Here is a 23,914-nt window from a genome sequence, read left to right on the forward strand (position 1 = left end):
GCTTGAATATGATCGATCTCGCAACCTGGAACCTCAGCGTTCCTGTCGGCAGTCCGCCGTACACCGTTGAAACAACCAAACTGGTGGACGGCTTCAAGGATCAGTACTTCCACTCCGACACCGGCACCTTGTTTTTCTGGGCCCCGGTAACCGGCACCCGCACTGAAAACGCGATTTACCCTCGCACCGAACTGCGCGAAACCTACAGCAATGGCACGCTGAAAAACTGGTACTACCCCGACGCGGACAACTCCCTGCGTGCGACCCTTACGGTCAGCAAGGTACCCAGCACGGGCAAGATCGTCATTGGCCAGATCCATGCCTACCAAAGCCAGAAGCCCATGGTGAAGCTCGAATATCAATACAAGGACTACAGCGAGACCGGAAACATCGTCGCCAAAGTCCGCATGCACCCCGACGACGACACCGCCCGGGTCATCACCATCGCCACTGGCATAAAACTCGACCGGGAATTTTCCTACCTCATCCACCTCAGCCCCGGCGGTGCATTGGGCATCAGTGCGGCAGGCTATCAGTGGGACACCGACATCAGCGCGATGTGGCGTGATAAACCGCTGTACTTCAAGGCCGGCGTCTACGTGCAGGACAACACCGGGTACACCAGCGAAGGCGGGGAAGTGACGTTCAGCAAGCTGGATATCGATCACGATACCTAAGGCGACTCGATCTCCTGTAGCAGCTGCCGAGCCCGCGAGGCTGCGTTCGGCCGCGAAGCGGCCGCCGTCCGGCACATACGTTTTACCTGAAAAAACGTGAAGCCTGATTTTGCGACTGCGATGCAGCCGAACGCAGCCTCGCAAGCTCGACAGCTGCTACGGGCAAAGAACGAACTTGGCATCTACAAAACCCGTGGGACTGCTCCCTCGCCACAGATTCTTTATGTCCAACTCCATCTCTTCACTGACCGGCATCTGGCCCCACTTAAACGCCCACGTTTAAAGACACTCAGCGTTACTTCATGAAGCCTACAACGGCTTGCGTCACCGCCTACAGGTACGCCAGAATCCGCCGGCTTGTGCGCCTTGAAGCCCACCGGTAACTTGATTCGCGTCACTGATTTCCAGTGATCGGGTTTAGTAGCCCGTGGTTTCGAGCTTGGTGCACAAGCATCTGTCAGTCAGGGATTTCGATTCCTGCGCTTGATGGTAACTGTGCGCAGGGCACCTTCGGGTGCGCCGGCCTGCTCGAAACCCCGGTCTACTAACCTGCGTACAGTTGCCTCCACTTTGATTAGTAGCCAAAGAGGGGGCACTCCAATCAGGTTTCGAGCAAATGACCAAATCAACGCCGCATCCGCCGGTCACCGACCCGGCATCCCCCTACGAATCACTCGACTCAAAAAAATTCCACGAAGCCGCCGAGCGCGCCCTCGACCATTACCTCAACCCGGCCGCCAAAATCATGGCCACCACCAACGAACCCGAGCCCATGTACTTGGCCAACCCGAAGTACAACACCGAATCCCTACTGGCCAACGCCAGCGAAACATTGGGCTCGGCCACCACCATGCTCAACAATTTCGCGGCGCTGCTGGAGACCTCCCATCGCAAGACCCTACTGGGCATCGCCCAAGTGGTCATGCTCGGCGAACTGGCGGTGAACCAGGCACTGGACCACGTCGAATTGAAGGAGTAATCGCGGCTCGGCTGATGCGAACAACTTGCCCCCAATAAAAACCCGCCTCTCGGCGGGTTTTTATCAATGCAGCTTAACGCTCAGGCTTAATTAACCTTAGCGTTCAACTCACTGAATAAGGGACGATTAAATCAATCAGTCCCCTTTTGGTTTCTACTCTGCCTTTACTTTGCCGCTTTCTTGATTGCGGAAACGTCGAGCCGATATCTTCCTTCCATGGCTGACTTATCCGTATCACCCTCCGAACGCTTTTTTACATGAAAACTACCTCGATAGTCAGCGACATCATTATTTTCGATATCCACATATCCCGACTGAGCGTACCAACGCTCGGCATCCGCAGGATCAGACATAAATAAAAATTCCCCTTTGTCCGTCAATTCGTGCTTTTTGATACCAAAGTCCCGCGGAATCTGGAATTTTATAAGATTATCTTTATCGTATGCATTTACATTGAATATATCGCCATCCATTACCCCACTAATTCGATCTGCCTTGAAGTCTCCTGATTTATTGCCGGACTTATCGTAAAAAGTAGCCGTGAATTCACCGTCCACACTCTTCATACCGCTCTTATCTTCCTTAACTTTCATTATCCACCTCAATATATAAACGGAGAGAAGGGAACCGATCTATTTAATTGGCTCCTCTGTGATTGCACGACCAGCATAGGTAATATCTCTCACCCAATCACCTGTAATAAATGACAGTGCTTAATACATCTTTGAAATAATCGATATAACTAAAGAACCAAGGCTTTACTTTCATCTACACGGGGTTAACGCAAAATCCGCCCACAGCCCACAAAAAAACCCGCCTCTCGGCGGGTTTTTCGTGCAACTCAAACGCAGAAGGCTTAGTTGACCTTAGCGTTCAACTCACCCTTCAAATACCGCTGATACATCGCTTCCAACGAGATCGGCTTGATCTTCGAAGCATTACCCGCCGTACCAAACTGTTCATAACGTGCGATACACACATCACGCATCGCCGTCACGGTTGCCCCGAAGAACTTACGCGGGTCGAACTCGCTTGAGTTGGTAGCCATCAGGCGACGCATCGCACCGGTGGAGGCCACGTAATAAAGTAATAAAGGGGACAGATCTATTTAATCTACCTTGCTTGTCTTTCTCGCCTTACGCATTAAACAATAGGCAGGGGCCAGCATTAAAGCACCTGTAATAAATGACAGTCTTTTATAAGCCTTTGCGATAACAGCTATAACTTTAAAGAAAAAATACTGGAAACAGCTTGTCCGGCAGGAGCACGTCCATTGCTGCTACGCTTCCCCCATCACTACAAGGAAGTAGGAAGCTATATGCCCAGAATGGGACGTATTGTGTTACCCAATTATCCGCACCATGTCGTGCAACGCGGCCACAACCGGCAGGTTGTGTTCGCCGAGCCGAGCGACTATCAGCGCTACCTCGACGATCTGCGAGAACTCAAAACGCTATTCGACGTGAAAGTGTATGCCTTCTGCTTGATGACCAACCATGTTCATCTATTGCTCGCACCTGGAGACTCCGTTGCGGGTCTCGGGCAATTGATGAAAGGCCTGGCGGGCCGCACGACGCGGTATCGCAACAAGCTGGAGGGACGCTCCGGTACCTTGTGGGAGAGTAGATACAAATCCAGCGTGGTTCAAACCGACACCTACCTGCTGGCTTGTAGTCGATACATCGAGCTAAACCCGGTGCGAGCGCAAAAGGTGCAACATGCTCAAGATTACCCTTGGTCGAGCTTGCACCTGCGTCTCAACGAAACTGCAGAAAACCATTGGCTGGACGAAGATCTTTGCTTCAACGAACTCGGTAAAAGCTATACCGAGCGCCTGGCTCGCTATACCTCATTTATGGAACAGACGATTCCGTCCTCAGAATTGCAGTTGATCAGAGGCGCTCTCCAGCGTGGCCAACTGACGGGCAATCCTCGATTTATAGACGAAATTGAACAAATTACTGGATTGCGAATATCGCATCGAGCTCGAGGTAGGCCTGCGAAACAACTCGATTAGGTGTTCTAGGGGATTAAATAGATCTGTCCCCTCATTCCAAAAACCTAACCCACATCATCGCAAACAGTTATTAAAAACTGTCATTTTTCACAGGTTACTTGATGCACATCACAACCTATCATCAGCTACGTGAGACCGATAAATCGAGAAATAAAACAACCCCCTTTCTACTATTACCGCATGAGGTTTACCATGAGCAAAGAAGGTTCTTTTACAGGGCAAATTTATATCGATGGGTATGCGCTCACATGTAAATTGGGCTTTCAATACCTGGATGAAAGCAGTTACCAGACTGGAGCACACGGAGTTTTTCGCGGTGGAAAATCCGTTTCGGTAGCTGGGCTTCCGAAAACAGAATATTTGTGCGCAAACACATGTAACGACAGCAAGGCTGTGCTATTTCACTTTGAGCATATAGGTGGTGGGGATTACGTGATAACCAGTAGGGAAGAAGACTTTTACCTCGGACGCTACCTAGGAATAACCGACAAAAGCTATGTATATGCCTATGAGTCACGATCCGAGAACAACCTATTTAAACTTAAAAAAAATGGCAAGCAACTAACGCTCAGCGACATGCCCAACGAGGTCACCTCTGGCTTAGAGATGGTTTGCAAAGACGGAGGGCTAGAACTACACAAAAAAGCAATATACGCACCAAGCAACGGGAACCAATGGGCGGCATACCTATGCTCTAAGGATGGGGATGCTGGACTAGTCGGCAGCAAACTCTCATTAAAGATCGTTGGTCGCAATGTCGAATAACTGACAACGTAGAGCGAATTCGCTTATTAAAAAACCCGCCTCTCGGCGGGTTTTTATCAACGCAGTTTAACGCTCAGGCTTAGTTGACCTTAGCGTTCAACTCACCCTTCAAATACCGCTGATACATCGCTTCCAACGAGATCGGCTTGATCTTCGAAGCATTACCCGCCGTACCAAACTGTTCATAACGTGCGATACACACATCACGCATTGCAGTCACGGTCGCGCCGAAGAACTTACGCGGGTCGAACTCGCTAGGGTTGGTGGCCATCAGGCGACGCATCGCACCGGTGGAGGCCAGGCGCAGGTCGGTGTCGATGTTGACCTTGCGCACGCCGTGCTTGATGCCTTCGACGATTTCTTCAACCGGTACGCCGTAGGTTTCTTTGATGTCGCCGCCGTACTGGTTGATGATCGCCAGCCACTCTTGCGGAACCGAAGACGAACCGTGCATTACCAGGTGGGTGTTCGGGATGCGTTTGTGGATTTCCTTGATGCGGTCGATGGCCAGCACGTCGCCGGTCGGTGGCTTGGTGAACTTGTAGGCGCCGTGGCTGGTGCCGATGGCGATGGCCAGGGCATCGACTTGGGTGCGTTTGACGAAGTCAGCGGCTTCTTCCGGGTCGGTCAGCATTTGGCTGTGATCCAGAACGCCTTCGGCGCCGATGCCGTCTTCTTCACCGGCCATGCCGGTTTCCAGCGAACCCAGGCAGCCCAGCTCGCCTTCTACCGAAACGCCGCAGGCGTGAGCCATGGCTACGGTTTGTTGGGTGACACGGACGTTGTAGTCGTAGTCGGTCGGGGTCTTGCCGTCTTCGCCCAGGGAACCGTCCATCATCACCGAGCTGAAGCCCAACTGGATGGAGCGCTGGCAGACGTCAGGGCTGGTGCCGTGGTCCTGGTGCATGCACACCGGGATGTGCGGGAATTCTTCGATGGCTGCCAGGATCAGGTGACGCAGGAACGGGGCGCCTGCGTATTTGCGAGCACCGGCCGAAGCCTGAACGATCACCGGGGAGTCAGTCTTGTCAGCGGCTTCCATGATGGCGCGCATCTGCTCAAGGTTGTTGACGTTGAAGGCTGGAACGCCGTAGCCGAACTCGGCTGCGTGGTCCAGCATCTGGCGCATGCTGATAAGTGCCATTGTGTGTGTCTCTCCCGGTTGAGGGTCGTTAATCGTGCCAGCCTGCCGTAGCGGCGGCGGCTATTCAAGTTATTGCAGATCGGGGGCTGGCCCGGGCTGCGAATTCGGTGGTGCGTCTATCTCTAACAGCTGACGATTTCCTGTAGGAGCGAAGCTTGCTCGCGAAAGCGCTTTAACTGACACCACATTTGTTGAATGTGATGACCTCTTCGCGAGCAAGCTTCGCTCCTACAGGTTTTGCACAGGCCTTCAATTACTCGGCTTTACAACCGCGGCCGATCAAATCATTGGTGGCGACCCAGTAAACCAGGCCTTCCTCACCTTTTACGTGAAACGCCAGCATGTCGTTGCTGTACAGCGAACCTTCGGCGCCCGGTTCAAGCTTCAAGCGGTAGACCTGATCGGCACCGCCCAGACGAACGTCGACTTCCTTGCGGTTGATGTCAGTGTAGCGCCAGAGCACTTTGGCCTGGCTGTCGCAGGTCCAGGTGGTCCAGCTGTCCGCTGGCTCGGCAGCGTTGAACAGGTTCAAATTGGCGCAACCTGCCAGCAATGCCAGTGCCGCAACGGCGATAAAGCCTTTCATCCGTGTTCCTCGGCTGACGGCGCACGCCGCCAGCCTTGAGTAAAGAGTCTGACCCCTCAAGGGCAACCATGTTCCTTGGCCGGGACCTGTGTCTCGTATTTGTCCAGGCCGTCGGGCCCGGAGCGCTTGTTGATCACCGGGTTGGTTTCCGCTTGCCAGTCGGCCTGGTAGCAGCCTTTTTCCTGTGACTGCGGCGCGGGTTCCGGCGTGGCTTTCGGGTTGCTCCCGCAAGCCGCCAGCATACCCGCGGCAATCAACAGCATTAAGGTCCTGACCATGTGAACACTCCTTTGCCTGGTCAAATGGGCGGCCTCAGGCCTTGGCCCGGCTTTCCAGGACTTCAACGGCCGGCAGCACTTTGCCTTCGACGAATTCGAGGAACGCGCCGCCGCCGGTAGAAATGTAGGAGATCTGCTCGGCAACGCCATATTTATCGATGGCTGCCAGGGTGTCACCGCCACCAGCGATGGAGAACGCCGAGCTTTCTGCGATGGCCTGGGCCAGCACTTTGGTGCCGTTACCGAACTGGTCGAATTCGAACACGCCCACCGGGCCGTTCCACAGGATGGTCTTGGACGACTTCAACAGCTCGGCGAAATTCGCAGCGGTCTGTGGGCCGATGTCCAGGATCATGTCGTCTGCGGCCACGTCGGCAATCAGCTTGACGGTCGCGGTCGCGCTTTCAGCGAACTCCTTGGCAACCACCACGTCGACCGGCAGCGGAACGCTGACCTTGGCAGCGATTTCACGGGCGGTGTCCAGCAGGTCCGGCTCGTACAGGGATTTGCCGACCGGGTGACCGGCAGCGGCCAGGAAGGTGTTGGCAATGCCGCCGCCGACGATCAGCTGGTTGCAGATCTGGCTCAGGCTGTTGAGCACGTCGAGTTTGGTCGACACTTTGGAACCGGCAACGATAGCGGCCATTGGCTGAGCCGGGGCGCCCAGGGCCTTGCCCAGTGCATCCAGTTCGGCGGCCAGCAGCGGGCCAGCAGCGGCGACTTTGGCGAACTTGGCCACGCCGTGGGTCGAACCCTCGGCACGGTGAGCGGTGCCGAAGGCGTCCATCACAAACACGTCGCACAGGGCCGCGTATTGCTTGGCCAGTTCGTCAGCGTTCTTTTTCTCGCCCTTGTTGAAGCGCACGTTTTCGAACAAAACGATGTCGCCGGCTTTCACGTCGACGCCGCCCAGGTAATCGGACACCAGCGGCACTTCGCGGCCCAGGGCTTTGCTCAGGTAGTCAGCGACTGGCTTGAGGCTGTTTTCGGCCGAGAACTCGCCTTCGGTCGGACGGCCAAGGTGCGAGCAGACCATCACGGCCGCGCCTTTTTCCAGGGCCAGCTTGATGGTCGGCAGCGAAGCCAGGATTCGCGCATCGCTGGTGACAACACCGTCCTTGACTGGGACGTTGAGGTCTTCGCGGATCAGTACGCGCTTACCTTGCAGATCGAGGTCGGTCATCTTCAACACGGTCATGGGTCGCATTTCCTGGATAGCTGTTTTAGAGAGCAGGTTTTGGTTGTGGTGCAGCTGTTTGCAAATAGTGTTCTGCAACGTCCAGCATTCGATTGGCAAAACCCCATTCGTTGTCGAACCAGGCCAGGATGTTCACCAGCCGAGGGCCGGAAACGCGGGTCTGACTGGCATCGACGATGGCCGAATGTGGGTCATGATTAAAATCACAACTGGCGTGAGGCAACTCGGTGTAGGCCAGAAGGCCCTTGAGCGGGCCATGGGTGGCGGCCTCGCGCAGAATCCGGTTGACCTCGGTGGCGTCAGTATCGCTTACGGTCTGCATCGTAATGTCGAGGCAGGACACGTTAACCGTCGGCACCCGCACGGCTTTGGCCTGAATTCGCCCGGCAAGTTCCGGTAGCAGGCGTTCAATGCCTCGCGCCAGACCAGTGGACACCGGAATCACCGACTGGAACGCCGAACGGGTGCGGCGCAGGTCTTCGTGGTGATAGGCGTCGATGACCGGCTGATCGTTCATCGCCGAGTGGATGGTAGTGATCGACACGTATTCCAGACCAATGGCCTGATCCAGCAGGCGCAACAGCGGCACGCCGCAGTTGGTGGTGCAGGACGCGTTGGATACCAGCAGCTCATCGCCGGTCAGGCAATCCTGGTTCACACCGTAGACGATGGTGGCGTCGACATCCGCCTCGCTGGCCATCGGCTGGGAGAACAGCACCCGTGGCGCGCCAGCGTCGAGGAAGCGCTGGCCATCCTGACGGGTGTGGTAAGCGCCGGAGCACTCCAGCACCAGATCGACGCCCAGTGACGCCCAATCGATGCCTTCGGGGGTGGCACTGCGCAGGACCTTCACGCAGTCGCCTTTAATATGCAGACAATCACCCTCCACCCTCACCTCACCGGGAAACCGCCCGTGAGTGGAGTCGAAGCGTGTCAGGTATTCGATGCTGGCCATGTCGGCCAGATCGTTGATCGCGACAATTTCGAACCCTGCCGTCGAGCCTCGCTCAAACAACGCACGCAAGACGCAACGACCAATCCGGCCGTAGCCGTTGAGTGCAACTTTGTAAGGACGCGGTTGAGGCATGGGGTTCTCGATTACCGTGGTGAATCCGTCAGTGTTGCGTTGAATGTTCAATTGCCTTCGCGGGCAAGCCTCGCTCCTACAGGGTCACGTGTTGTCTGCCGGATTGCACAGACAAGTGATCTGTAGGAGCGAGGCTTGCCCGCGAAGACGTCAGCACAGACAACGCAACTGTCGGACTTAGTCTTCCAGCAGCTCTTCAGCCTGGCCCAGGATGTTTTCCAGGGTGAAGCCGAACTCTTCGAACAAGGCAGGCGCAGGCGCCGACTCGCCGTAGGTGGTCATGCCGATCACACGCCCTTCCAGGCCCACGTACTTGTACCAGTAGTCCGCATGGGCGGCCTCGATGGCGATACGCGCGCTGACCTGCAATGGCAGAACCGCTTGCTTGTAGCCGGCGTCCTGGGCTTCGAAGACGCTGGTGCACGGCATCGAAACAACACGCACCTTGCGACCTTGCTCGGTCAGTTTGTCGAAGGCTTGAACGGCCAGGCCGACTTCCGAACCGGTGGCGATCAGGATCAGCTCAGGCTCGCCTGCGCAGTCTTTCAGCACGTAGCCGCCGCGATTGATGCACTCGATCTGCACGGCATCACGGGTTTGGTGCTGCAGGTTCTGACGGGAGAAGATCAGTGCCGACGGACCGTCGTCACGCTCCAGCGCGCATTTCCAGGCCACTGCCGATTCAACGGCATCGGCTGGACGCCAGGTGTCGAGGTTCGGCGTGCAGCGCAGGCTGGCCAGTTGCTCGATCGGCTGGTGAGTCGGGCCGTCTTCGCCCAGACCGATGGAGTCGTGGGTGAACACATAAATGATGCGTTTCTTCATCAGCGCCGACATGCGTACTGCGTTGCGGGCGTATTCCATGAACATCAGGAAGGTCGCGCCGTACGGCACCAGGCCGCCGTGCAGGGCCACGCCGTTCATGATCGCGCTCATGCCGAACTCGCGAACGCCGTAGTACATGTAGTTGCCGCTGGCGTCTTCGGCGGTGACGCCTTTGCAACCTTTCCACAGGGTCAGGTTGGAACCGGCCAGGTCAGCCGAACCGCCCAGCAGTTCCGGCAACAGCGGGCCGAACGCGTTCAGGGCATTCTGGCTGGCTTTACGGCTGGCGATGGTTTCGCCCTTGGCCGCGACTTCAGCGATGTAAGCAGCCGCTTTTTCAGCGAAGTCAGTTGGCAGATCACCGCTCAGACGACGAATCAGTTCGTTGGCCAGCTCCGGGAAGGCCGCGGAGTAAGCAGCGAAACGCTGATCCCACTCGGCTTCGGCAGCGCGACCGGATTCCTTGGCGTCCCACTCGGCATAAATATTGGCCGGGATTTCGAACGGGCCGTGGTTCCACTTCAGTGCTTCACGGGTCAGAGCGATTTCCGCGTCACCCAACGGGGCACCGTGGCAGTCTTCCTTGCCCTGCTTGTTCGGCGAACCGAAACCGATGGTGGTCTTGCAGCAGATCAGCGTCGGCTGCTCGCTTTTGCGGGCCGTGTCGATGGCGATCTTGATTTCTTCCGGGTCATGACCGTCGACGTTGCGGATCACCTGCCAGTTGTAGGCCTCGAAACGCTTCGGCGTGTCGTCGGTGAACCAGCCTTCGACTTCGCCGTCGATGGAAATGCCGTTGTCATCGTAGAAGGCAATCAGTTTACCCAGGCCCAAGGTACCGGCCAGGGAGCTGACTTCGTGGGAAATGCCTTCCATCATGCAGCCATCACCCAGGAACACGTAGGTGTGGTGATCAACGACGTTATGGCCGGGACGGTTGAACTGCGCCGCCAGGACTTTTTCCGCCAACGCGAAACCCACGGCATTGGCCAGGCCTTGGCCCAGTGGACCGGTGGTGGTTTCGACGCCCGGGGTGTAGCCGTATTCCGGGTGACCCGGAGTGCGGCTGTGTAGCTGGCGGAAGTTTTTCAGGTCATCGATCGACAGGTCATAGCCGGTGAGGTGCAGCAGCGAGTAGATCAACATCGAACCGTGACCGTTGGACAGCACGAAGCGGTCACGGTCGGCGAACGATGGATTGCTCGGGTTGTGCTTCAGGTAGTCACGCCAAAGTACTTCGGCGATATCCGCCATACCCATAGGGGCACCGGGATGGCCGCTGTTGGCTTTTTGCACGGCATCCATGCTGAGGGCACGAATGGCGTTGGCACGCTCACGACGGCTGGGCATCGCTGTTCTCCTGCGGATATTGAATCGAGAGTTAATAAAACGAAACGGAAAAAAGGCGAGCATTTTCCCTCACCGACCGCCTTCGGGGCAATGACAGATAGTCATCCGAAGGCGTTTTTCCAATGGATAACAGCGTATTCGACTGATGAAACCTTTCCGCTGTTCGTTTGCTGACTAAACCTAACGCTGAAAAGTGCCATCCATCGAGCAATATCAAAACTTTTTGATATTGCTCTTGCGATGATTTCCGACCGTCACTAGACTGCTGGCCTTATGAATTTACGCGTGCCTTCCATTCGACATGACGATTGCGATGAACTGGCGGCCCTGTGCAAGGCCGGCGGCGATCCTCTGCGTCTGAATGTATTGCGCGCGCTGGCCAACGATTCGTTCGGCGTACTGGAACTGGCGCAGATCTTCGGCATTGGCCAGTCTGGCATGAGTCATCACCTCAAGGTTTTGGCCCAGGCCGACCTGGTGGCGACCCGTCGTGAAGGCAATGCGATTTTCTACCGCCGCGCCCTGCCCCACACCGATCTGCTGGGCGGCAAGCTGCATGCCGCACTGCTGGAAGAAGTGGACAACCTGACCCTGCCGACTGACGTTCAGTCGCGGATCGGTCAGGTCCACGGGCAGCGAGCGGCGGCCAGCCAGGACTTTTTCTCACGGGTCGCAGAGAAGTTTCGCGCCCAGCAAGACCTGATTGCCGGCCTGGCGCAATACCGCGAAAGCGTGGTGGCACTGCTCGACAAGCTGAGTTTCGGCCCGGGCGCCACGGCGATCGAAGTAGGCCCCGGCGATGGCGGTTTTCTGCCGGAGCTGGCGCATCGTTTCGTTCAAGTCACGGCGCTGGACAACAGCCCGGCGATGCTCGATCTGGCCCGTCAGGTCTGCGAACGTGAAATGCTGGCTAACGTCAGCCTGCAATTGGCCGATGCATTGAACGGCGTAAGCCTCAAGGCTGATTGCGTTGTACTGAACATGGTACTGCACCATTTCGCCGCGCCGGCCGAAGCACTCAAGCGCATGGCCGACTTGCTGCAACCGGGCGGTAGCCTGCTCGTGACAGAGTTATGTAGCCACAACCAGAGTTGGGCCAGGGAGGCCTGCGGTGATCTGTGGTTGGGGTTTGAACAGGACGATCTGGCCCGTTGGGCCACCGCTGCGGGACTCATTCCCGGGGAAAGCCTCTATGTAGGCTTACGTAATGGTTTCCAGATTCAGGTCCGCCATTTTCAGCGACCGACTGGCGACACTCACCATCGGTAAATTCAGGAAAAAATCGAGATGAGCGAATACTCCCTCTTCACCTCCGAGTCCGTGTCTGAAGGGCATCCGGACAAAATCGCCGACCAGATTTCCGATGCGGTGCTGGACGCCATCATTGCTGAAGACAAATTCGCCCGTGTAGCGGTCGAAACACTGGTAAAAACCGGCGTTGCAATCATCGCAGGTGAAGTCACCACGTCGGCCTGGGTCGATCTGGAAGACATCGTCCGTAACGTGATTCTCGACATCGGCTACAACAGCTCCAATGTCGGCTTCGACGGTGCAACTTGCGGCGTGATGAACATCATCGGCAAGCAGTCCCCCGACATCAACCAGGGCGTTGACCGTGCCAAGCCTGAAGACCAGGGCGCCGGCGACCAGGGCCTGATGTTCGGCTACGCCAGCAACGAAACCGACGTGCTGATGCCAGCGCCGATCACCTTCTCGCACCAGCTGGTTCAACGTCAGGCTGAAGCCCGTAAATCCGGCCTGCTGCCTTGGCTGCGCCCGGACGCCAAGTCGCAAGTGACTTGCCGTTATGAAGGCGGCAAGGTTGTCGGTATCGACGCCGTTGTACTGTCGACCCAGCACAACCCTGACGTATCGTACAAAGACCTGCGCGAAGGCGTGATGGAACTGATCGTCAAGCACGTACTGCCTGCCGAGCTGCTGTCCAAAGACACCCAGTTCCACATCAACCCGACCGGCCAATTCATCATCGGTGGCCCGGTGGGCGACTGCGGCCTGACCGGTCGCAAGATCATCGTCGACAGCTACGGCGGCATGGCCCGTCACGGCGGCGGCGCGTTCTCCGGCAAGGATCCATCGAAGGTTGACCGTTCGGCGGCCTACGCCGGTCGTTACGTGGCCAAGAACATCGTCGCGGCCGGCCTGGCCGAGCGTTGCGAGATTCAGGTTTCCTACGCGATCGGTGTTGCTCAGCCTACGTCGATTTCATTGAACACCTTCGGCACCGGTAAAATCAGCGACGACAAGATCGTCAAACTGGTTCGCGAAGTGTTCGACCTGCGTCCATACGCAATCACCACCATGCTCGACCTGCTGCACCCGATGTACCAGGAAACCGCTGCGTACGGCCACTTCGGTCGCACTCCGGCTACCAAGACTGTGGGCGACGATACGTTCACCACCTTCACTTGGGAAAAAACCGACCGCGCCGACGACCTGCGTGTCGCCGCCGGCCTGTAAGACTTTTCCTGCGGTACCCAAAGCCCCGCACGGTTCGCCGTGCGGGGCTTTTTATTGTTCTGCTGCTTGAGACCGTGTCGCCGCCTTCGCGAGCAAGCCCCCACACTTGATCTCGGTCACTCACAGCATCTGTGTACACATAAGATCCCATGTGGGAGCGGGCTTGCTCGCGAAGAGGCCAGCCCAGTCACCTCTGTCTCATGCCAGAAACACTCAGCAAAAAAACCACCCTTCGCGCCTACCAGTACTGATCTAGCCTTCAAGCATCCCACTGAGCAAGGACGCTCTCGATGCTGCCCAACCTGCGCCTGTTTTTCGCTTTCCTGCTGACCTTCGCCAGCCAGACCGCCAATGCCGCCGAATGCCCCGATTGGCCACCAGTTCGCGCACAGAAAGAAATCACCACCCTGCAACTGCAAATCGATCGCTGGGACGATAGCTACCACCGTGAAGGCCAATCGCTGATCGCCGATGAACTCTATGATCAGTCCCGTGCACGACTGACCGAATGGCGCGAGTGTTTTGATTCAACCCCCTCCGACGAACCATTGCGTACGGCCGGCGGCACGGTTGTTCACCCCATCGCCCACACCGGTTTGGAAAAACTGCGCGATGGGCGCGCCGTCGAAGCCTGGCTGAAAGATCGGGGCGAGGTGTGGATTCAGCCCAAGGTTGACGGTGTGGCGGTGACGTTGATTTATCGCAATGGCTGGTTGCACCGGGCGATCAGTCGGGGGGACGGGGTAAACGGCCAGGACTGGACAGCCTCGGCACGCCAGATCGCCGCCATCCCTCAAAAACTTTCGCAGTCGCTGGACTTGCTGCTCCAAGGCGAACTCTATTGGCGCCTGACCGAACACGTACAAGCCGAGGCCGGCAGCCTCAATGCCCGCGCCACGGTGGCCGGGTTGATGGCACGCAAGGCGCTGAGCGCCGAGCAGGCCGCCGGTATCGGTTTGTTTGTCTGGGACTGGCCGCAAGGCCCGAAAAGCCTGCCCGACCGGGTGGCAGCTCTGGACAAGTTGGGGTTCCCGAGTACGGCACCCTACAGTCAGCCGATCGAGGCATTTGCCGATGCCGTACGCTGGCGCGAGCACTGGTATCGCTCGCCCCTGCCCTTTGCCAGCGATGGGGTCGTGCTGCGCCAGGACCAGCGCCCACCGGCCGAGCGCTGGCAGGCGAAAACGCCTTACTGGAGCGTCGCCTGGAAATACCCCTTTGCCCAGGCGCTGGCCGAGGTGCGCAAGGTCCACTTCAAAATTGGACGAACCGGCCGGATCACACCGGTGCTGGATCTGATACCGGTGATGCTCGACGACCGGCAGATCAGGCGCGTCAGTGTCAGCTCCCTGCACCGCTGGGAAGCGCTGGATATTCGCCCGGGCGATCAGGTCGCTATCAGCCTGGCGGGGCTGACCATCCCCAGGCTCGATGGTGTCGTATTGCGCAGCACCGAACGCCCGGCATTGAACGTACCGCTTGCGGCAGATTTTCATTCTTTGAGCTGCTGGCAGCCCACACCCGGATGCGAAAGCCAATTCCTCGCACGCCTGACCTGGCTCAGTGGTAAACAGGGGTTGGCATTGCCTCATGTCGGGCCGGGCACCTGGGAGAAACTCCTCAAGGCCGAACGCCTCGACAGCCTGGTCGATTGGTTGACCCTTGATGAGCAAGAGCTTGCTAAGATTGACGGCTTCGGTGAGCGCAGCAGTGCTCGTCTTTTGGACAGTTTCAACAGCGCCCGGCAACGCCCATTCGCTCGCTGGCTTAAAGCCTTGGGCTTACCGCCGACCGGCCAGGCACGCCTCGCCGATTCATGGCAGGCGCTGGCGCAACGAAACACCGAGCAATGGCAGGCCGAAGCCGGCATCGGCCCGGGGCGCGCAGCGCAATTGAGCGCATTTTTCCGCGACCCGCAGGTCCTGGCCTTGAGTGAGACATTACGTGTTGCCGGGATTGACGGTTTCTAGACGCCAGCCCGCTCTGAGAACCGGGAACCCAAAGGTGCCGATGCGCTCAAACAGCCCATCGCTATATCGAATTTTTCACCTGGAGCTTTTATGAAACTTCTTTCACCGCTTGCCGTGTTGACCCTGTGCAGCGTGATGGCCGCTCCATTGATGGCCGACGAAGATGCCCCGGGCCTGACCGGCTGCGCCGCCAAAAAACAAGGCATCATCAACCAGATCGAACTGGCCAAGTCCCGCGGCAACGCCGATCAACAGGCTGGCCTGGAAACCGCCCTGAACGAAGTCACTGCCCATTGCACCGACGCTTCCTTGAAGAAGGAACGGGAAAACAAGGTGCTCGACGCCAAGCACGAAGTCAGCACGCGTCAGGCCGATCTCGAGAAGGCGATGAAAAAAGGCGACGCCGAGAAGATCAACAAGCGCAAAGACAAACTGGCTCAATCGCGCAAGGAGTTGCAGGAAGCACTGGATGAGCTGGATAAGTAAATGATCTTTTCTGCAATCAATGATCCCGAAACTCTTTATGGCAGGCACTGCAGGCATCTTCGACTTTCTGCACCGCCGGCCCCAGGTTGCTGACCTTGTAGGGCTGAACCTTGCTGGCAATCACCAGTTCACCGGTGGCGCCTTCAAGGGTGCGGGCCAGCTCCTGGAAACGTGCCTGCTTCTGCCAGACATCGTCCTTGGCGCTGGTGTGATCCTCTTCGCGCACCTGCGGGAAATGTTTCCACGGCTCATGGGACAACGCGTCGAGCTTCACCGCGCCGTCGGCGAATTTCGGGCCATCGAATGGAATACGCCCACGCAACATACCGCCCAGGTCTTCGCCGGTCTTGAGCATCTGCTTGAAGATCGCCTTGCGCTGACCCAGCGGCGAGTTCGGGTCGACACCCCCGCAGGCGGACAAGGTCAGGCAGGCCAGCAATACAACGGAAAGTCTTTTAAGAATCATGGTGGCTTCAGGTCACTGGAAACGGCGGCCAGTATCCTCGCGTCACCGGCAAAGACCAATAGCCCTATTATCAATACGGGTTGTTTGAGCGCATGGAGCACTCAGGCAGCCGGCAAAGGAATTACTCCATGAACAGCCGTTTCAAGGCATGGCGTCACAATCTGGCCTGGACCCTTCCGATGGTGGCCGTACTGGCAGGTTGCACCGGCGGCGACAGCAGCAAACCGAAAACCCACGCACTGGCGACCTACTCCAGCGCCACCTGGGAAGCGCTTCCGGCAGTGTCCGACAACGACCTCGTCGCCGGCTTCGGCTCGTGGCGCAGCGCTTGTACCCGGCTCAAGGCCGACCCGGTCTGGGGCGGCACCTGTGCGGCTTCCGCCAATGTGCAGCCAACCGCCAATGACATCCGCGGTTTCCTCAAACAGAACCTGGACGTCTATGGCCTGCGTGCCGCCAATGACAACCCCAACGGCCTGATTACCGGTTACTACGAACCGGTGTACCCCGGCAGCCTGACCCAGACCGAGGAAGCCAACATCCCGGTGTACGGTGTACCCGAGGACATGATCATCGTCTCTCTGGACAGTATCTATCCGGAACTCAAAGGCAAGCGCCTGCGGGGAAGGCTCGAAGGTCGCGTGCTCAAGCCGTACGACGATGCGGCAACCATTGAAACCAAAGGCGTGAAGGCGCCGGTGATTGCCTGGCTGACCGATCCGATGAACCTGCAGTTCCTGCAAATCCAGGGCTCGGGTCGCATCCAGCTTGATGACGGTCGTCAGTTGCGCGTCGGTTACGCCGACCAAAACGGCCACCCCTATCGACCCATCGGCCGCTGGCTGGTGGACCAGGGTGAGCTGAAGAAAGAAGACGTGACCATGGGCGCTATCAGCACCTGGGCCAAGGCGAATCCTGCGCGCATTCCCGAACTGCTCGGCAGCAACCCCAGCTACGTGTTCTTCACCCGCAACCCCGACAGCAATGAAGGGCCGCGCGGTTCGCTGAATGTACCGCTGACCGCAGGTTATAGCGCGGCGGTGGACCGCAAGGTGATTCCACTCGGCAGCCTGTTGTGGTTATCGACCACACGCCCGGATGGCAGCGCACTGGTACGTCCGGTGGCCGCGCAAGATACTGGCGGCGCGATTGCCGGCGAGGTCCGCGCGGACCTGTTCTGGGGCACGGGGGATGCGGCCGGGCAATTGGCCGGCGACATGAAACAGCAGGGGCAGATCTGGATGCTTTGGCCAAAAGGGGCGGCGTTGCCGCAAGTGCCGCAGGTGGCTGACACACTTTAAAAGCAAAAGATCGCAGGCTTCGCCAGCTCCTGCATTGACCGCGTGCGCCGCAATATCGCGGATGAACATCGATCCCGGTAGGAGCTGCCGAAGGCTGCGATCTTTTGATCTTGCCTTTAAACCGACACCACAAAGAAACTGACAATCAACCCCACTCCAATGGCCCACACCAACGACCGCAGAATCGCCCAGTCCGCCAGATAGCAAATGATGTAGAGCAGCCGACTGGTGATAAACAACACCGCCAGCACATTGATCGTCACCAGATCAGCATTACCGGCCAGGTGCGCGACGATCACCGCTGCCGCAAACGCCGGTGTCACTTCGAAGCTGTTCAACTGCGCCGAGTGCGCACGCCTGGCTACCCCTTCAAGCGAATCCAGAAACGCCCGCGGATCGTGATTCTCTTTCAGCCCGAACTTGCCGCCGCTGAACTTGGCGACGCCTGTGCATAGATATGGCAAGCAGATCGCAATCAAAATGCACCACAGAGCAACCGTCATAACGCAGTCCCTTCTTCAAGTTATAGAAAATCGAATTCCATCAGGGGCGACTAAAACTTCATCACCAACATGCCGATCAGCACCAGCCCACAGGCTAAGAGCCGGGGCTTGCCGAAAGGTTCTTTCAGATAGCGCATCCCAAACAGCACCACCAGAATCACACTGATTTCGCGCAGCGCCGCGGCTTCAGCAATCGAGCCGAGCTGCATCGCCCACAGCACCAAAGCGTAGCTGAACAGTACGCAAAACCCGACCGCCAAGCCCAACCGCCACTGCTCGCGCCAGAACAGCATGAACGCCGGGCGCTTGCGCACCAACGCCAGCAATGGGAACGGCCAGGCACTGAGCAATGTGACCCAAACCAGGTAATCCAATGGATGGGACCAGCGCCGCAGGGCCTGGCCATCGATGAAGGTGTAACAACCGATGCACAACCCGATCAGCGCCACCACCGGCAGCATTGACCACGGCAGACGCACCCCGCCGCCGCCCTGCCAGAGCAGGCACAACATGCCGAACGGGATCAGCAAAATGCCAAAGATCTGCTGAGCCGTCAGCACTTCCCCGGCGAAGATCAGCGTCAGTGCCAGCACCACCAGCGGTGACAGGCCACGCATCAACGGATAGACCAGGCCGAGATCGCCGACCCGATAGGCCTGGATCAACAGGTAGCGATAGAGCAACTCAAATGCCGCTGACGCGAGAATCCACCGCCACATCTCCAGTGGCGGCAGCGCCACGAAGGGCAGCATCAGGGCGACAAACAGCAGCGCCACGCTGTCCATGCAGGCCACCACCAACAGCCGCTCCGCGCTGAATTTGATCAGGGTATTCCACGCCGCGTGCAACAGCGCCGCCACCAACACCAGAACCGTCGCAAGCACGGCACACTCCTTATTTCCCCCCACCACCCACCCCGCAGCCTTCGGCAGCTCATGGGCGGAGCAGAGAATTGATTCGCCATATGTCCGCAGCTGTTTATACTGCAAGCGACCACGCCGCACTCAGTTGCGCACACACTAATTCCAATAATTCCTGCCTCTGCCCGCTCCCACCGAGAACGGTCGTCGGCCTGCGTATGCCTGATCAAAGCGTCAAGACTACCGACAGAGACCTTGCGCATGCCACTCGCCTTGCTTGCACTGGCTGTTGCCGCCTTCGGCATCGGCACCACTGAATTCGTCATCATGGGCTTGCTGCCCGATGTCGCCCGCGACCTCGCCGTGAGCATTCCTCACGCGGGGCTGCTCATAACCGGTTACGCCTTGGGCGTGGTGTTCGGCGCGCCGATCCTCGCGGTCGGGACCGCCAACATGCCGCGCAAAGCCACATTGCTGGGCATGACGCTGATGTTCATTCTCGGCAATATCCTCTGCGCCCTGGCGCCGAACTACGCCACTTTGATGGCCGCGCGGGTGATCACGGCGCTGTGCCACGGCGCGTTTTTCGGCATCGGTTCAGTGGTCGCCGCCGGTTTGGTGGCACCGAACAAACGAGCCCAGGCGATTGCCATGATGTTCACCGGCCTGACGCTGGCCAACGTGCTGGGCGTTCCATTGGGCACCGCGCTGGGGCAATACGCTGGCTGGCGCTCGACGTTTTGGGCCGTGTCGGTGATTGGTGTGATTGCGGCCATCGCTCAGTGGGTCTGGCTGCCCAAGGAAATCCCCATGGACAAGGCCAACCTGGCCAGCGAGTTCAAAGTGCTGGGCAAGGTCAACGTGCTGCTGGCGCTGGGCATGAGTGTGCTGGCGTCCACCAGTCTGTTCAGCGTGTTCACCTATATCGCGCCGATCCTGCAAGACATCACCGGTGTCAGCCCGCATGGCGTGACGATCATGTTGCTGTTGTTCGGGGTCGGTCTGACGGCGGGCAGCATGCTCGGCGGCCGGTTGGCGGACAGTCGCTTGCTGCCTTCTCTGGTGGGTATGGCACTGGCGGTGGTCGTCGTGCTGGCCGCTTTCAGTCAGACCAGTCACTCAGTGATCCCGGCGGCGATCACGCTGGTGTTGTGGGGCATCTTCGCGTTTGCGCTGTGCCCGATCCTGCAATTGCTGATCATCGATCAGGCTCATGAAGCGCCGAACCTCGGGTCGACGTTGAATCAAAGCGCATTCAATCTCGGCAACGCAGCCGGTGCGTGGATTGGCGGGCTGGTTGTGGCCAGTGGCGCGGACCTGGCGGACTTGCCGTGGACCGGCGCACTGGTCAGCGGGTTGACGGTGCTGACGGCGTTGTTTTTCATCTACCTGCAGCGTCGCAGTGCTGTCGCGGTCAATGTGTCCGGCTAAGCGCAATCCATGTGGGAGCGGGCTTGCTCGCGAAGGCGGCGGCACAGTCAAGATTGATGTCGCCTGACACACCGCCTTCGCGAGCAAGCCCGCTCCCACAGGTTTCGCGCCTTGAACTGACTGGCATCAGGTACGTTTACCCTTCATTTTTTGATCTTCTGCGGTTCGGGCTCCTGGTTCCGCTGCGCAGAGGTCTTCGGCGGCCCGCTTTCACTGCGAATCTGCGCGTGACTGATCAGCGCGAAGATAAAACTGCCACCGATGATGTTCCCCACCAGCGTGGGTCCTGCAAACACCAGCCAGAAATCCTTCCACGGCAACTCGCCGGCAAACACCAGATACGAGACCTCGACCGATCCGACCACGATGTGGGTGAAATCTCCCAGCGCCATGAAATAGGTGATGAGGATGATGATCCACATCTTGGCGCTTTCCATGGACGGGATCATCCAGACCATGGTGGCGATCATCCAGCCGGAGATGATGCCTTTGGCGAACATTTTGCTCGCGTCGTTCTCCATGACCTTGCGCCCGATGTCGAGGAAAGCCAGATCGGTCTTGGTGTCGAAAATCGGCAGGTGCAGCATCACATACGCCACCAGCAAGGTGCCGCAGAGGTTACCCACCAGCACGACCGACCACAGCCGAAGCAACCGACCGAAATTACCCAGCGTAGGCTTGCTCATGATCGGCAATACCGCAGTCAGGGTGTTCTCGGTGAAGAGTTGCTGGCGGGCGAGAATCACTGCGAGAAAACCTGCGCAGTAACCGAAACTGGCGATCACCTTGAAGCCTTCGCCGTCCGGCAGACGCGAGTTGAGCAGCCCCATGCCCATCAGCGACAAGCCCATGGTCAAGCCCGCAGCCAGGGCCGACCACCACAGCGCCGCAACGCTACGCTCGAGCTCCTGATCGCCTTGGGTGCGAATGATTTCGTGCAGCACCGCCGCGCGCGGTGGCTGGTTCTTGTCGACCTCGCGCTGTTCTTGCGCCGAGAGGTCCGGGGTCTTGCCGTCTTGGGGCGTGTCCATAAAACTCCTGAACCAGTGGCAGGTCGTTTAACTACGACACGCGGGGTTCGAAGCTGTTCAGTGATCCGTTAAATCATCTCTGACCGATAGACCGCTTTCGCGAGCAAGCCCGCTCCCACACTGGATCTCTGTCGTACACAAAGTATCTGCTCACTGAGGATCGAATGTGGGAGCGGGCTTGCTCGCGAAGACCGCACCGCCGATTTCACCCGCCGATCACATCATCCTTGAACTGGTCTTTGACGTACCTGATCTCGGTCCGGCCGTGCGGCGCGGGCAGGCCGTCTTCGCCCAGGTTCACGAAAACCATCTTCTCTACCGTCAGGATGCTCTTGCGGGTGATCTTGTTGCGCACTTCGCAAGTCAGCGTGATCGAGGTGCGACCGAACTCGGTGGCGGTGATGCCCAGTTCGATGATGTCGCCCTGGCGCGAGGCGCTGACGAAATTGATTTCGGAAATGTATTTGGTGACCACGCGCTGATTACCCAGCTGGACGATGGCGTAGATCGCCGCTTCTTCGTCGATCCAGCGCAACAGGCTGCCGCCGAACAGCGTGCCGTTGGGGTTGAGGTCTTCGGGTTTTACCCATTTGCGGGTGTGGAAATTCATACTCACTCCTGACCGTCTTGCCGATTGATGCCGGCCATCATGGCAGAGCCCGGACTAGAGCTCTATCAAGCATCGACTATGGTCTCGATTACCGTTCGGACATTGACCAACAGAAACGCTTTGGAAGATCAGCATAGCCCGCTATAATCGCCCCCGTTTCAAAACGGTAATGTTCACTTGCTACCGTTTTCCCGCCACCTGTCCGAGGGGCGCTGCAGCAGGTTCGACCTGTCAGGCTCGGATGGGGCGTTGACTGGCCACGGCCAGACACTAAACGCACAACGGCGCCCATTCGCATACATTACGAATGGAGGCTCATCATGAGCGCTGTTATCACGCCTGCAGATTTTAACGATTACAAAGTCGCCGACATGTCCCTGGCTGCCTGGGGCCGTCGCGAAACCATCATCGCCGAATCCGAAATGCCAGCCCTGATGGGTCTGCGCCGCAAATACTCCGCCGAGCAGCCGCTCAAAGGCGCGAAGATCCTCGGCTGCATCCACATGACCATTCAGACTGCCGTGCTGATCGAAACCCTGGTTGCCCTGGGTGCCGAAGTGCGTTGGTCGTCCTGCAACATTTTCTCGACTCAAGACCAGGCCGCTGCCGCTATCGCTGCTGCCGGTATCCCGGTTTTCGCCTGGAAAGGCGAAACTGAAGAAGAGTACGAATGGTGCCTGGAGCAAACCATCCTCAAAGATGGCGCGCCTTGGGATGCCAACATGATCCTCGACGACGGCGGCGACCTGACCGAGCTGCTGCACAAGAAATACCCGGCGATCCTGGACCGCGTCCACGGCGTCACTGAAGAAACCACCACCGGCGTTCACCGTCTGCTGGACATGCTGGCCAAGGGCGAGCTGAAAATCCCGGCCATCAACGTCAACGACTCGGTGACCAAGAGCAAGAACGACAACAAGTACGGCTGCCGTCACAGCCTGAACGACGCGATCAAGCGCGGCACCGACCACCTGCTGTCCGGCAAGCAAGCGCTGGTCATCGGTTACGGTGACGTGGGCAAGGGCTCGGCCCAGTCCCTGCGTCAGGAAGGCATGATCGTTAAAGTCTCCGAAGTCGACCCGATCTGCGCCATGCAAGCCTGCATGGACGGTTTCGAACTGGTTTCGCCGTTCATCGACGGTATCAACAACGGCACTGAAGCAAGCATCGACAAAGCGCTGCTGGGCAAGATCGACCTGATCGTGACCACCACCGGCAACGTCAATGTTTGCGACGCAAACATGCTCAAAGCCCTGAAGAAGCGCGCTGTGGTCTGCAACATCGGTCACTTCGACAACGAAATCGACACCGCTTTCATGCGCAAGAACTGGGCATGGGAAGAAGTGAAGCCACAGGTTCACAAGGTTCACCGTACCGGCCCGGGCGCTTTCGACGCTCAGAACGACGACTACCTGATCCTGCTGGCCGAAGGCCGTCTGGTTAACCTGGGCAACGCCACTGGCCACCCAAGCCGCATCATGGACGGTTCGTTCGCCAACCAGGTTCTGGCGCAGATCTTCCTGTTCGGCCAGAAGTACGCCGACCTGTCGCCAGCCCAGAAAGCCGAGCGTCTGACCGTTGAAGTACTGCCGAAGAAACTCGACGAAGAAGTGGCCCTGGAAATGGTCCGCGGTTTCGGTGGCGTGGTCACTCAACTGACCAAGCAACAGGCTGACTACATCGGCGTGACCGTCGAAGGCCCGTTCAAGCCGCACGCTTACCGCTACTGATTGGTCCTGCTGCCTGCTCTCCCTTGTGGGAGCGGGCTTGCTCGCGAAGGCGGTTTAACATTCAACATTAATGTCGTCTGACCCACCGCCTTCGCGAGCAAGCCCGCTCCCACATTGGGATGTGCAAGCGTCCGGCTTACGT

Annotated in this window: 23 protein-coding genes, 1 pseudogene and 1 riboswitch; of the genes and pseudogenes, 11 read left to right on the forward strand and 13 right to left on the reverse strand. The window is 58.1% G+C overall.

All coding sequences use genetic code 11. The features are described 5' to 3' along the window. The first annotated feature begins 8 nt into the window (after positions 1 to 8). Together KW837_RS08665 and KW837_RS08670 are read left to right on the forward strand one after the other, a co-directional pair. Positions 9 to 677: a polysaccharide lyase family 7 protein gene (locus tag KW837_RS08665; protein WP_218395260.1), complete on the forward strand. Its 669-nt coding sequence runs from the start codon at positions 9 to 11 to the stop codon at positions 675 to 677. A gap of 616 nt (positions 678 to 1,293) precedes the next feature. Then, positions 1,294 to 1,656 carry a DUF6124 family protein gene (locus tag KW837_RS08670; protein WP_218395261.1) on the forward strand — a complete coding sequence of 121 codons (363 nt, stop codon included), beginning with the start codon at positions 1,294 to 1,296 and terminating at the stop codon, positions 1,654 to 1,656. Positions 1,657 to 1,820: 164 nt separating this feature from the next. On the opposite strand, the gene KW837_RS08675 is transcribed toward KW837_RS08670, so the two are convergent. Next, the gene (locus KW837_RS08675) at positions 1,821 to 2,249 is read right to left on the reverse strand and encodes a hypothetical protein (RefSeq protein ID WP_218395262.1); all 429 of its coding nucleotides are present in this window, start codon (positions 2,247 to 2,249) and stop codon (positions 1,821 to 1,823) included. 263 nt (positions 2,250 to 2,512) lie between these two features. Then, positions 2,513 to 2,734, reverse strand: a pseudogene (locus KW837_RS08680) (fructose-1,6-bisphosphate aldolase); the annotation flags it as partial. Between the two features lie 240 nt (positions 2,735 to 2,974). Between KW837_RS08680 and KW837_RS08685 the strand changes: the two are divergent. Next, entirely contained in the window at positions 2,975 to 3,673 is a 699-nt protein-coding gene (locus KW837_RS08685) for a transposase (protein ID WP_218395824.1), read from the forward strand. Positions 3,674 to 3,865: 192 nt separating this feature from the next. Then, positions 3,866 to 4,438: a hypothetical protein gene (locus tag KW837_RS08690; protein WP_218395264.1), complete on the forward strand. Its 573-nt coding sequence runs from the start codon at positions 3,866 to 3,868 to the stop codon at positions 4,436 to 4,438. A gap of 79 nt (positions 4,439 to 4,517) precedes the next feature. Here the strand turns inward: KW837_RS08690 and fba are convergent, their stop codons facing one another. The 6 genes from fba to tkt form a co-directional block, all read right to left on the reverse strand. Continuing rightward, a complete protein-coding gene (gene fba / locus KW837_RS08695) occupies positions 4,518 to 5,582 on the reverse strand; it encodes a class II fructose-bisphosphate aldolase (RefSeq protein WP_007894938.1) in 1,065 nt (354 codons plus the stop codon). Between the two features lie 253 nt (positions 5,583 to 5,835). After that, positions 5,836 to 6,168, reverse strand: coding sequence for an MliC family protein (locus KW837_RS08700; protein ID WP_192344874.1), 333 nt, complete (start codon positions 6,166 to 6,168; stop codon positions 5,836 to 5,838). A 56-nt stretch (positions 6,169 to 6,224) separates the two neighbouring features. After that, positions 6,225 to 6,446, reverse strand: a complete 222-nt coding sequence (locus tag KW837_RS08705) for a hypothetical protein (RefSeq protein WP_123500161.1) — start codon at positions 6,444 to 6,446, stop codon at positions 6,225 to 6,227. Between the two features lie 34 nt (positions 6,447 to 6,480). Further along, a complete protein-coding gene (locus KW837_RS08710) occupies positions 6,481 to 7,644 on the reverse strand; it encodes a phosphoglycerate kinase (protein WP_007894933.1) in 1,164 nt (387 codons plus the stop codon). A gap of 25 nt (positions 7,645 to 7,669) precedes the next feature. Beyond that, entirely contained in the window at positions 7,670 to 8,731 is a 1,062-nt protein-coding gene (gene epd / locus KW837_RS08715; protein WP_218395265.1) for an erythrose-4-phosphate dehydrogenase, read from the reverse strand. Positions 8,732 to 8,908: 177 nt separating this feature from the next. Next, positions 8,909 to 10,906 carry a transketolase gene (tkt, locus tag KW837_RS08720; protein WP_123500163.1) on the reverse strand — a complete coding sequence of 666 codons (1,998 nt, stop codon included), beginning with the start codon at positions 10,904 to 10,906 and terminating at the stop codon, positions 8,909 to 8,911. 273 nt (positions 10,907 to 11,179) lie between these two features. Between tkt and KW837_RS08725 the strand changes: the two genes are divergently transcribed. From KW837_RS08725 to KW837_RS08740, 4 genes are all read left to right on the forward strand, one after another. Beyond that, positions 11,180 to 12,175 (forward strand): metalloregulator ArsR/SmtB family transcription factor, encoded by a 996-nt coding sequence (locus KW837_RS08725; protein WP_218395266.1) that lies wholly within the window; start codon positions 11,180 to 11,182, stop codon positions 12,173 to 12,175. Between the two features lie 18 nt (positions 12,176 to 12,193). Next, positions 12,194 to 13,384: a methionine adenosyltransferase gene (metK, locus tag KW837_RS08730; RefSeq protein ID WP_123500165.1), complete on the forward strand. Its 1,191-nt coding sequence runs from the start codon at positions 12,194 to 12,196 to the stop codon at positions 13,382 to 13,384. A 290-nt stretch (positions 13,385 to 13,674) separates the two neighbouring features. Beyond that, a complete protein-coding gene (ligB, locus tag KW837_RS08735) occupies positions 13,675 to 15,354 on the forward strand; it encodes an NAD-dependent DNA ligase LigB (protein WP_218395267.1) in 1,680 nt (559 codons plus the stop codon). A 90-nt stretch (positions 15,355 to 15,444) separates the two neighbouring features. Then, on the forward strand, positions 15,445 to 15,840 hold the full coding sequence (locus KW837_RS08740) for a DUF1090 domain-containing protein (protein ID WP_007894925.1): 396 nt from the start codon (positions 15,445 to 15,447) through the stop codon (positions 15,838 to 15,840). Positions 15,841 to 15,856: 16 nt separating this feature from the next. On the opposite strand, the gene KW837_RS08745 is transcribed toward KW837_RS08740, so the two are convergent. Beyond that, on the reverse strand, positions 15,857 to 16,306 hold the full coding sequence (locus tag KW837_RS08745; protein WP_218395268.1) for a cytochrome c: 450 nt from the start codon (positions 16,304 to 16,306) through the stop codon (positions 15,857 to 15,859). A 128-nt stretch (positions 16,307 to 16,434) separates the two neighbouring features. On the opposite strand from KW837_RS08745, the gene KW837_RS08750 reads away from it, so the two are divergent. Further along, positions 16,435 to 17,607: a murein transglycosylase A gene (locus tag KW837_RS08750; protein ID WP_218395269.1), complete on the forward strand. Its 1,173-nt coding sequence runs from the start codon at positions 16,435 to 16,437 to the stop codon at positions 17,605 to 17,607. Positions 17,608 to 17,723: 116 nt separating this feature from the next. Here the strand turns inward: KW837_RS08750 and KW837_RS08755 are convergent, their stop codons facing one another. Further along, positions 17,724 to 18,110, reverse strand: a complete 387-nt coding sequence (locus KW837_RS08755; protein WP_123500168.1) for an MAPEG family protein — start codon at positions 18,108 to 18,110, stop codon at positions 17,724 to 17,726. A 50-nt stretch (positions 18,111 to 18,160) separates the two neighbouring features. Beyond that, positions 18,161 to 18,994 carry an EamA family transporter gene (locus KW837_RS08760; RefSeq protein WP_218395270.1) on the reverse strand — a complete coding sequence of 278 codons (834 nt, stop codon included), beginning with the start codon at positions 18,992 to 18,994 and terminating at the stop codon, positions 18,161 to 18,163. Positions 18,995 to 19,231: 237 nt separating this feature from the next. On the opposite strand from KW837_RS08760, the gene KW837_RS08765 reads away from it, so the two are divergent. Further along, positions 19,232 to 20,401, forward strand: a complete 1,170-nt coding sequence (locus KW837_RS08765; RefSeq protein ID WP_008071958.1) for an MFS transporter — start codon at positions 19,232 to 19,234, stop codon at positions 20,399 to 20,401. Between the two features lie 143 nt (positions 20,402 to 20,544). On the opposite strand, the gene KW837_RS08770 is transcribed toward KW837_RS08765, so the two are convergent. Both KW837_RS08770 and KW837_RS08775 read right to left on the reverse strand, forming a co-directional pair. After that, positions 20,545 to 21,432, reverse strand: coding sequence for a formate/nitrite transporter family protein (locus tag KW837_RS08770; protein ID WP_192344882.1), 888 nt, complete (start codon positions 21,430 to 21,432; stop codon positions 20,545 to 20,547). Between the two features lie 205 nt (positions 21,433 to 21,637). Then, complete coding sequence (locus KW837_RS08775) at positions 21,638 to 22,042, reverse strand: acyl-CoA thioesterase (RefSeq protein WP_192344883.1); 405 nt, start codon at positions 22,040 to 22,042, stop codon at positions 21,638 to 21,640. 198 nt (positions 22,043 to 22,240) lie between these two features. Next, positions 22,241 to 22,339: riboswitch (S-adenosyl-L-homocysteine riboswitch) on the forward strand. A 23-nt stretch (positions 22,340 to 22,362) separates the two neighbouring features. Here KW837_RS08775 and ahcY point away from each other — a divergent pair. Continuing rightward, positions 22,363 to 23,772, forward strand: coding sequence for an adenosylhomocysteinase (gene ahcY / locus KW837_RS08780; protein ID WP_218395271.1), 1,410 nt, complete (start codon positions 22,363 to 22,365; stop codon positions 23,770 to 23,772). Positions 23,773 to 23,914: the final 142 nt, after the last annotated feature.

Source organism: Pseudomonas sp. PDM24, from assembly GCF_019218905.1.
Taxonomy (GTDB): Bacteria; Pseudomonadota; Gammaproteobacteria; order Pseudomonadales; family Pseudomonadaceae; genus Aquipseudomonas.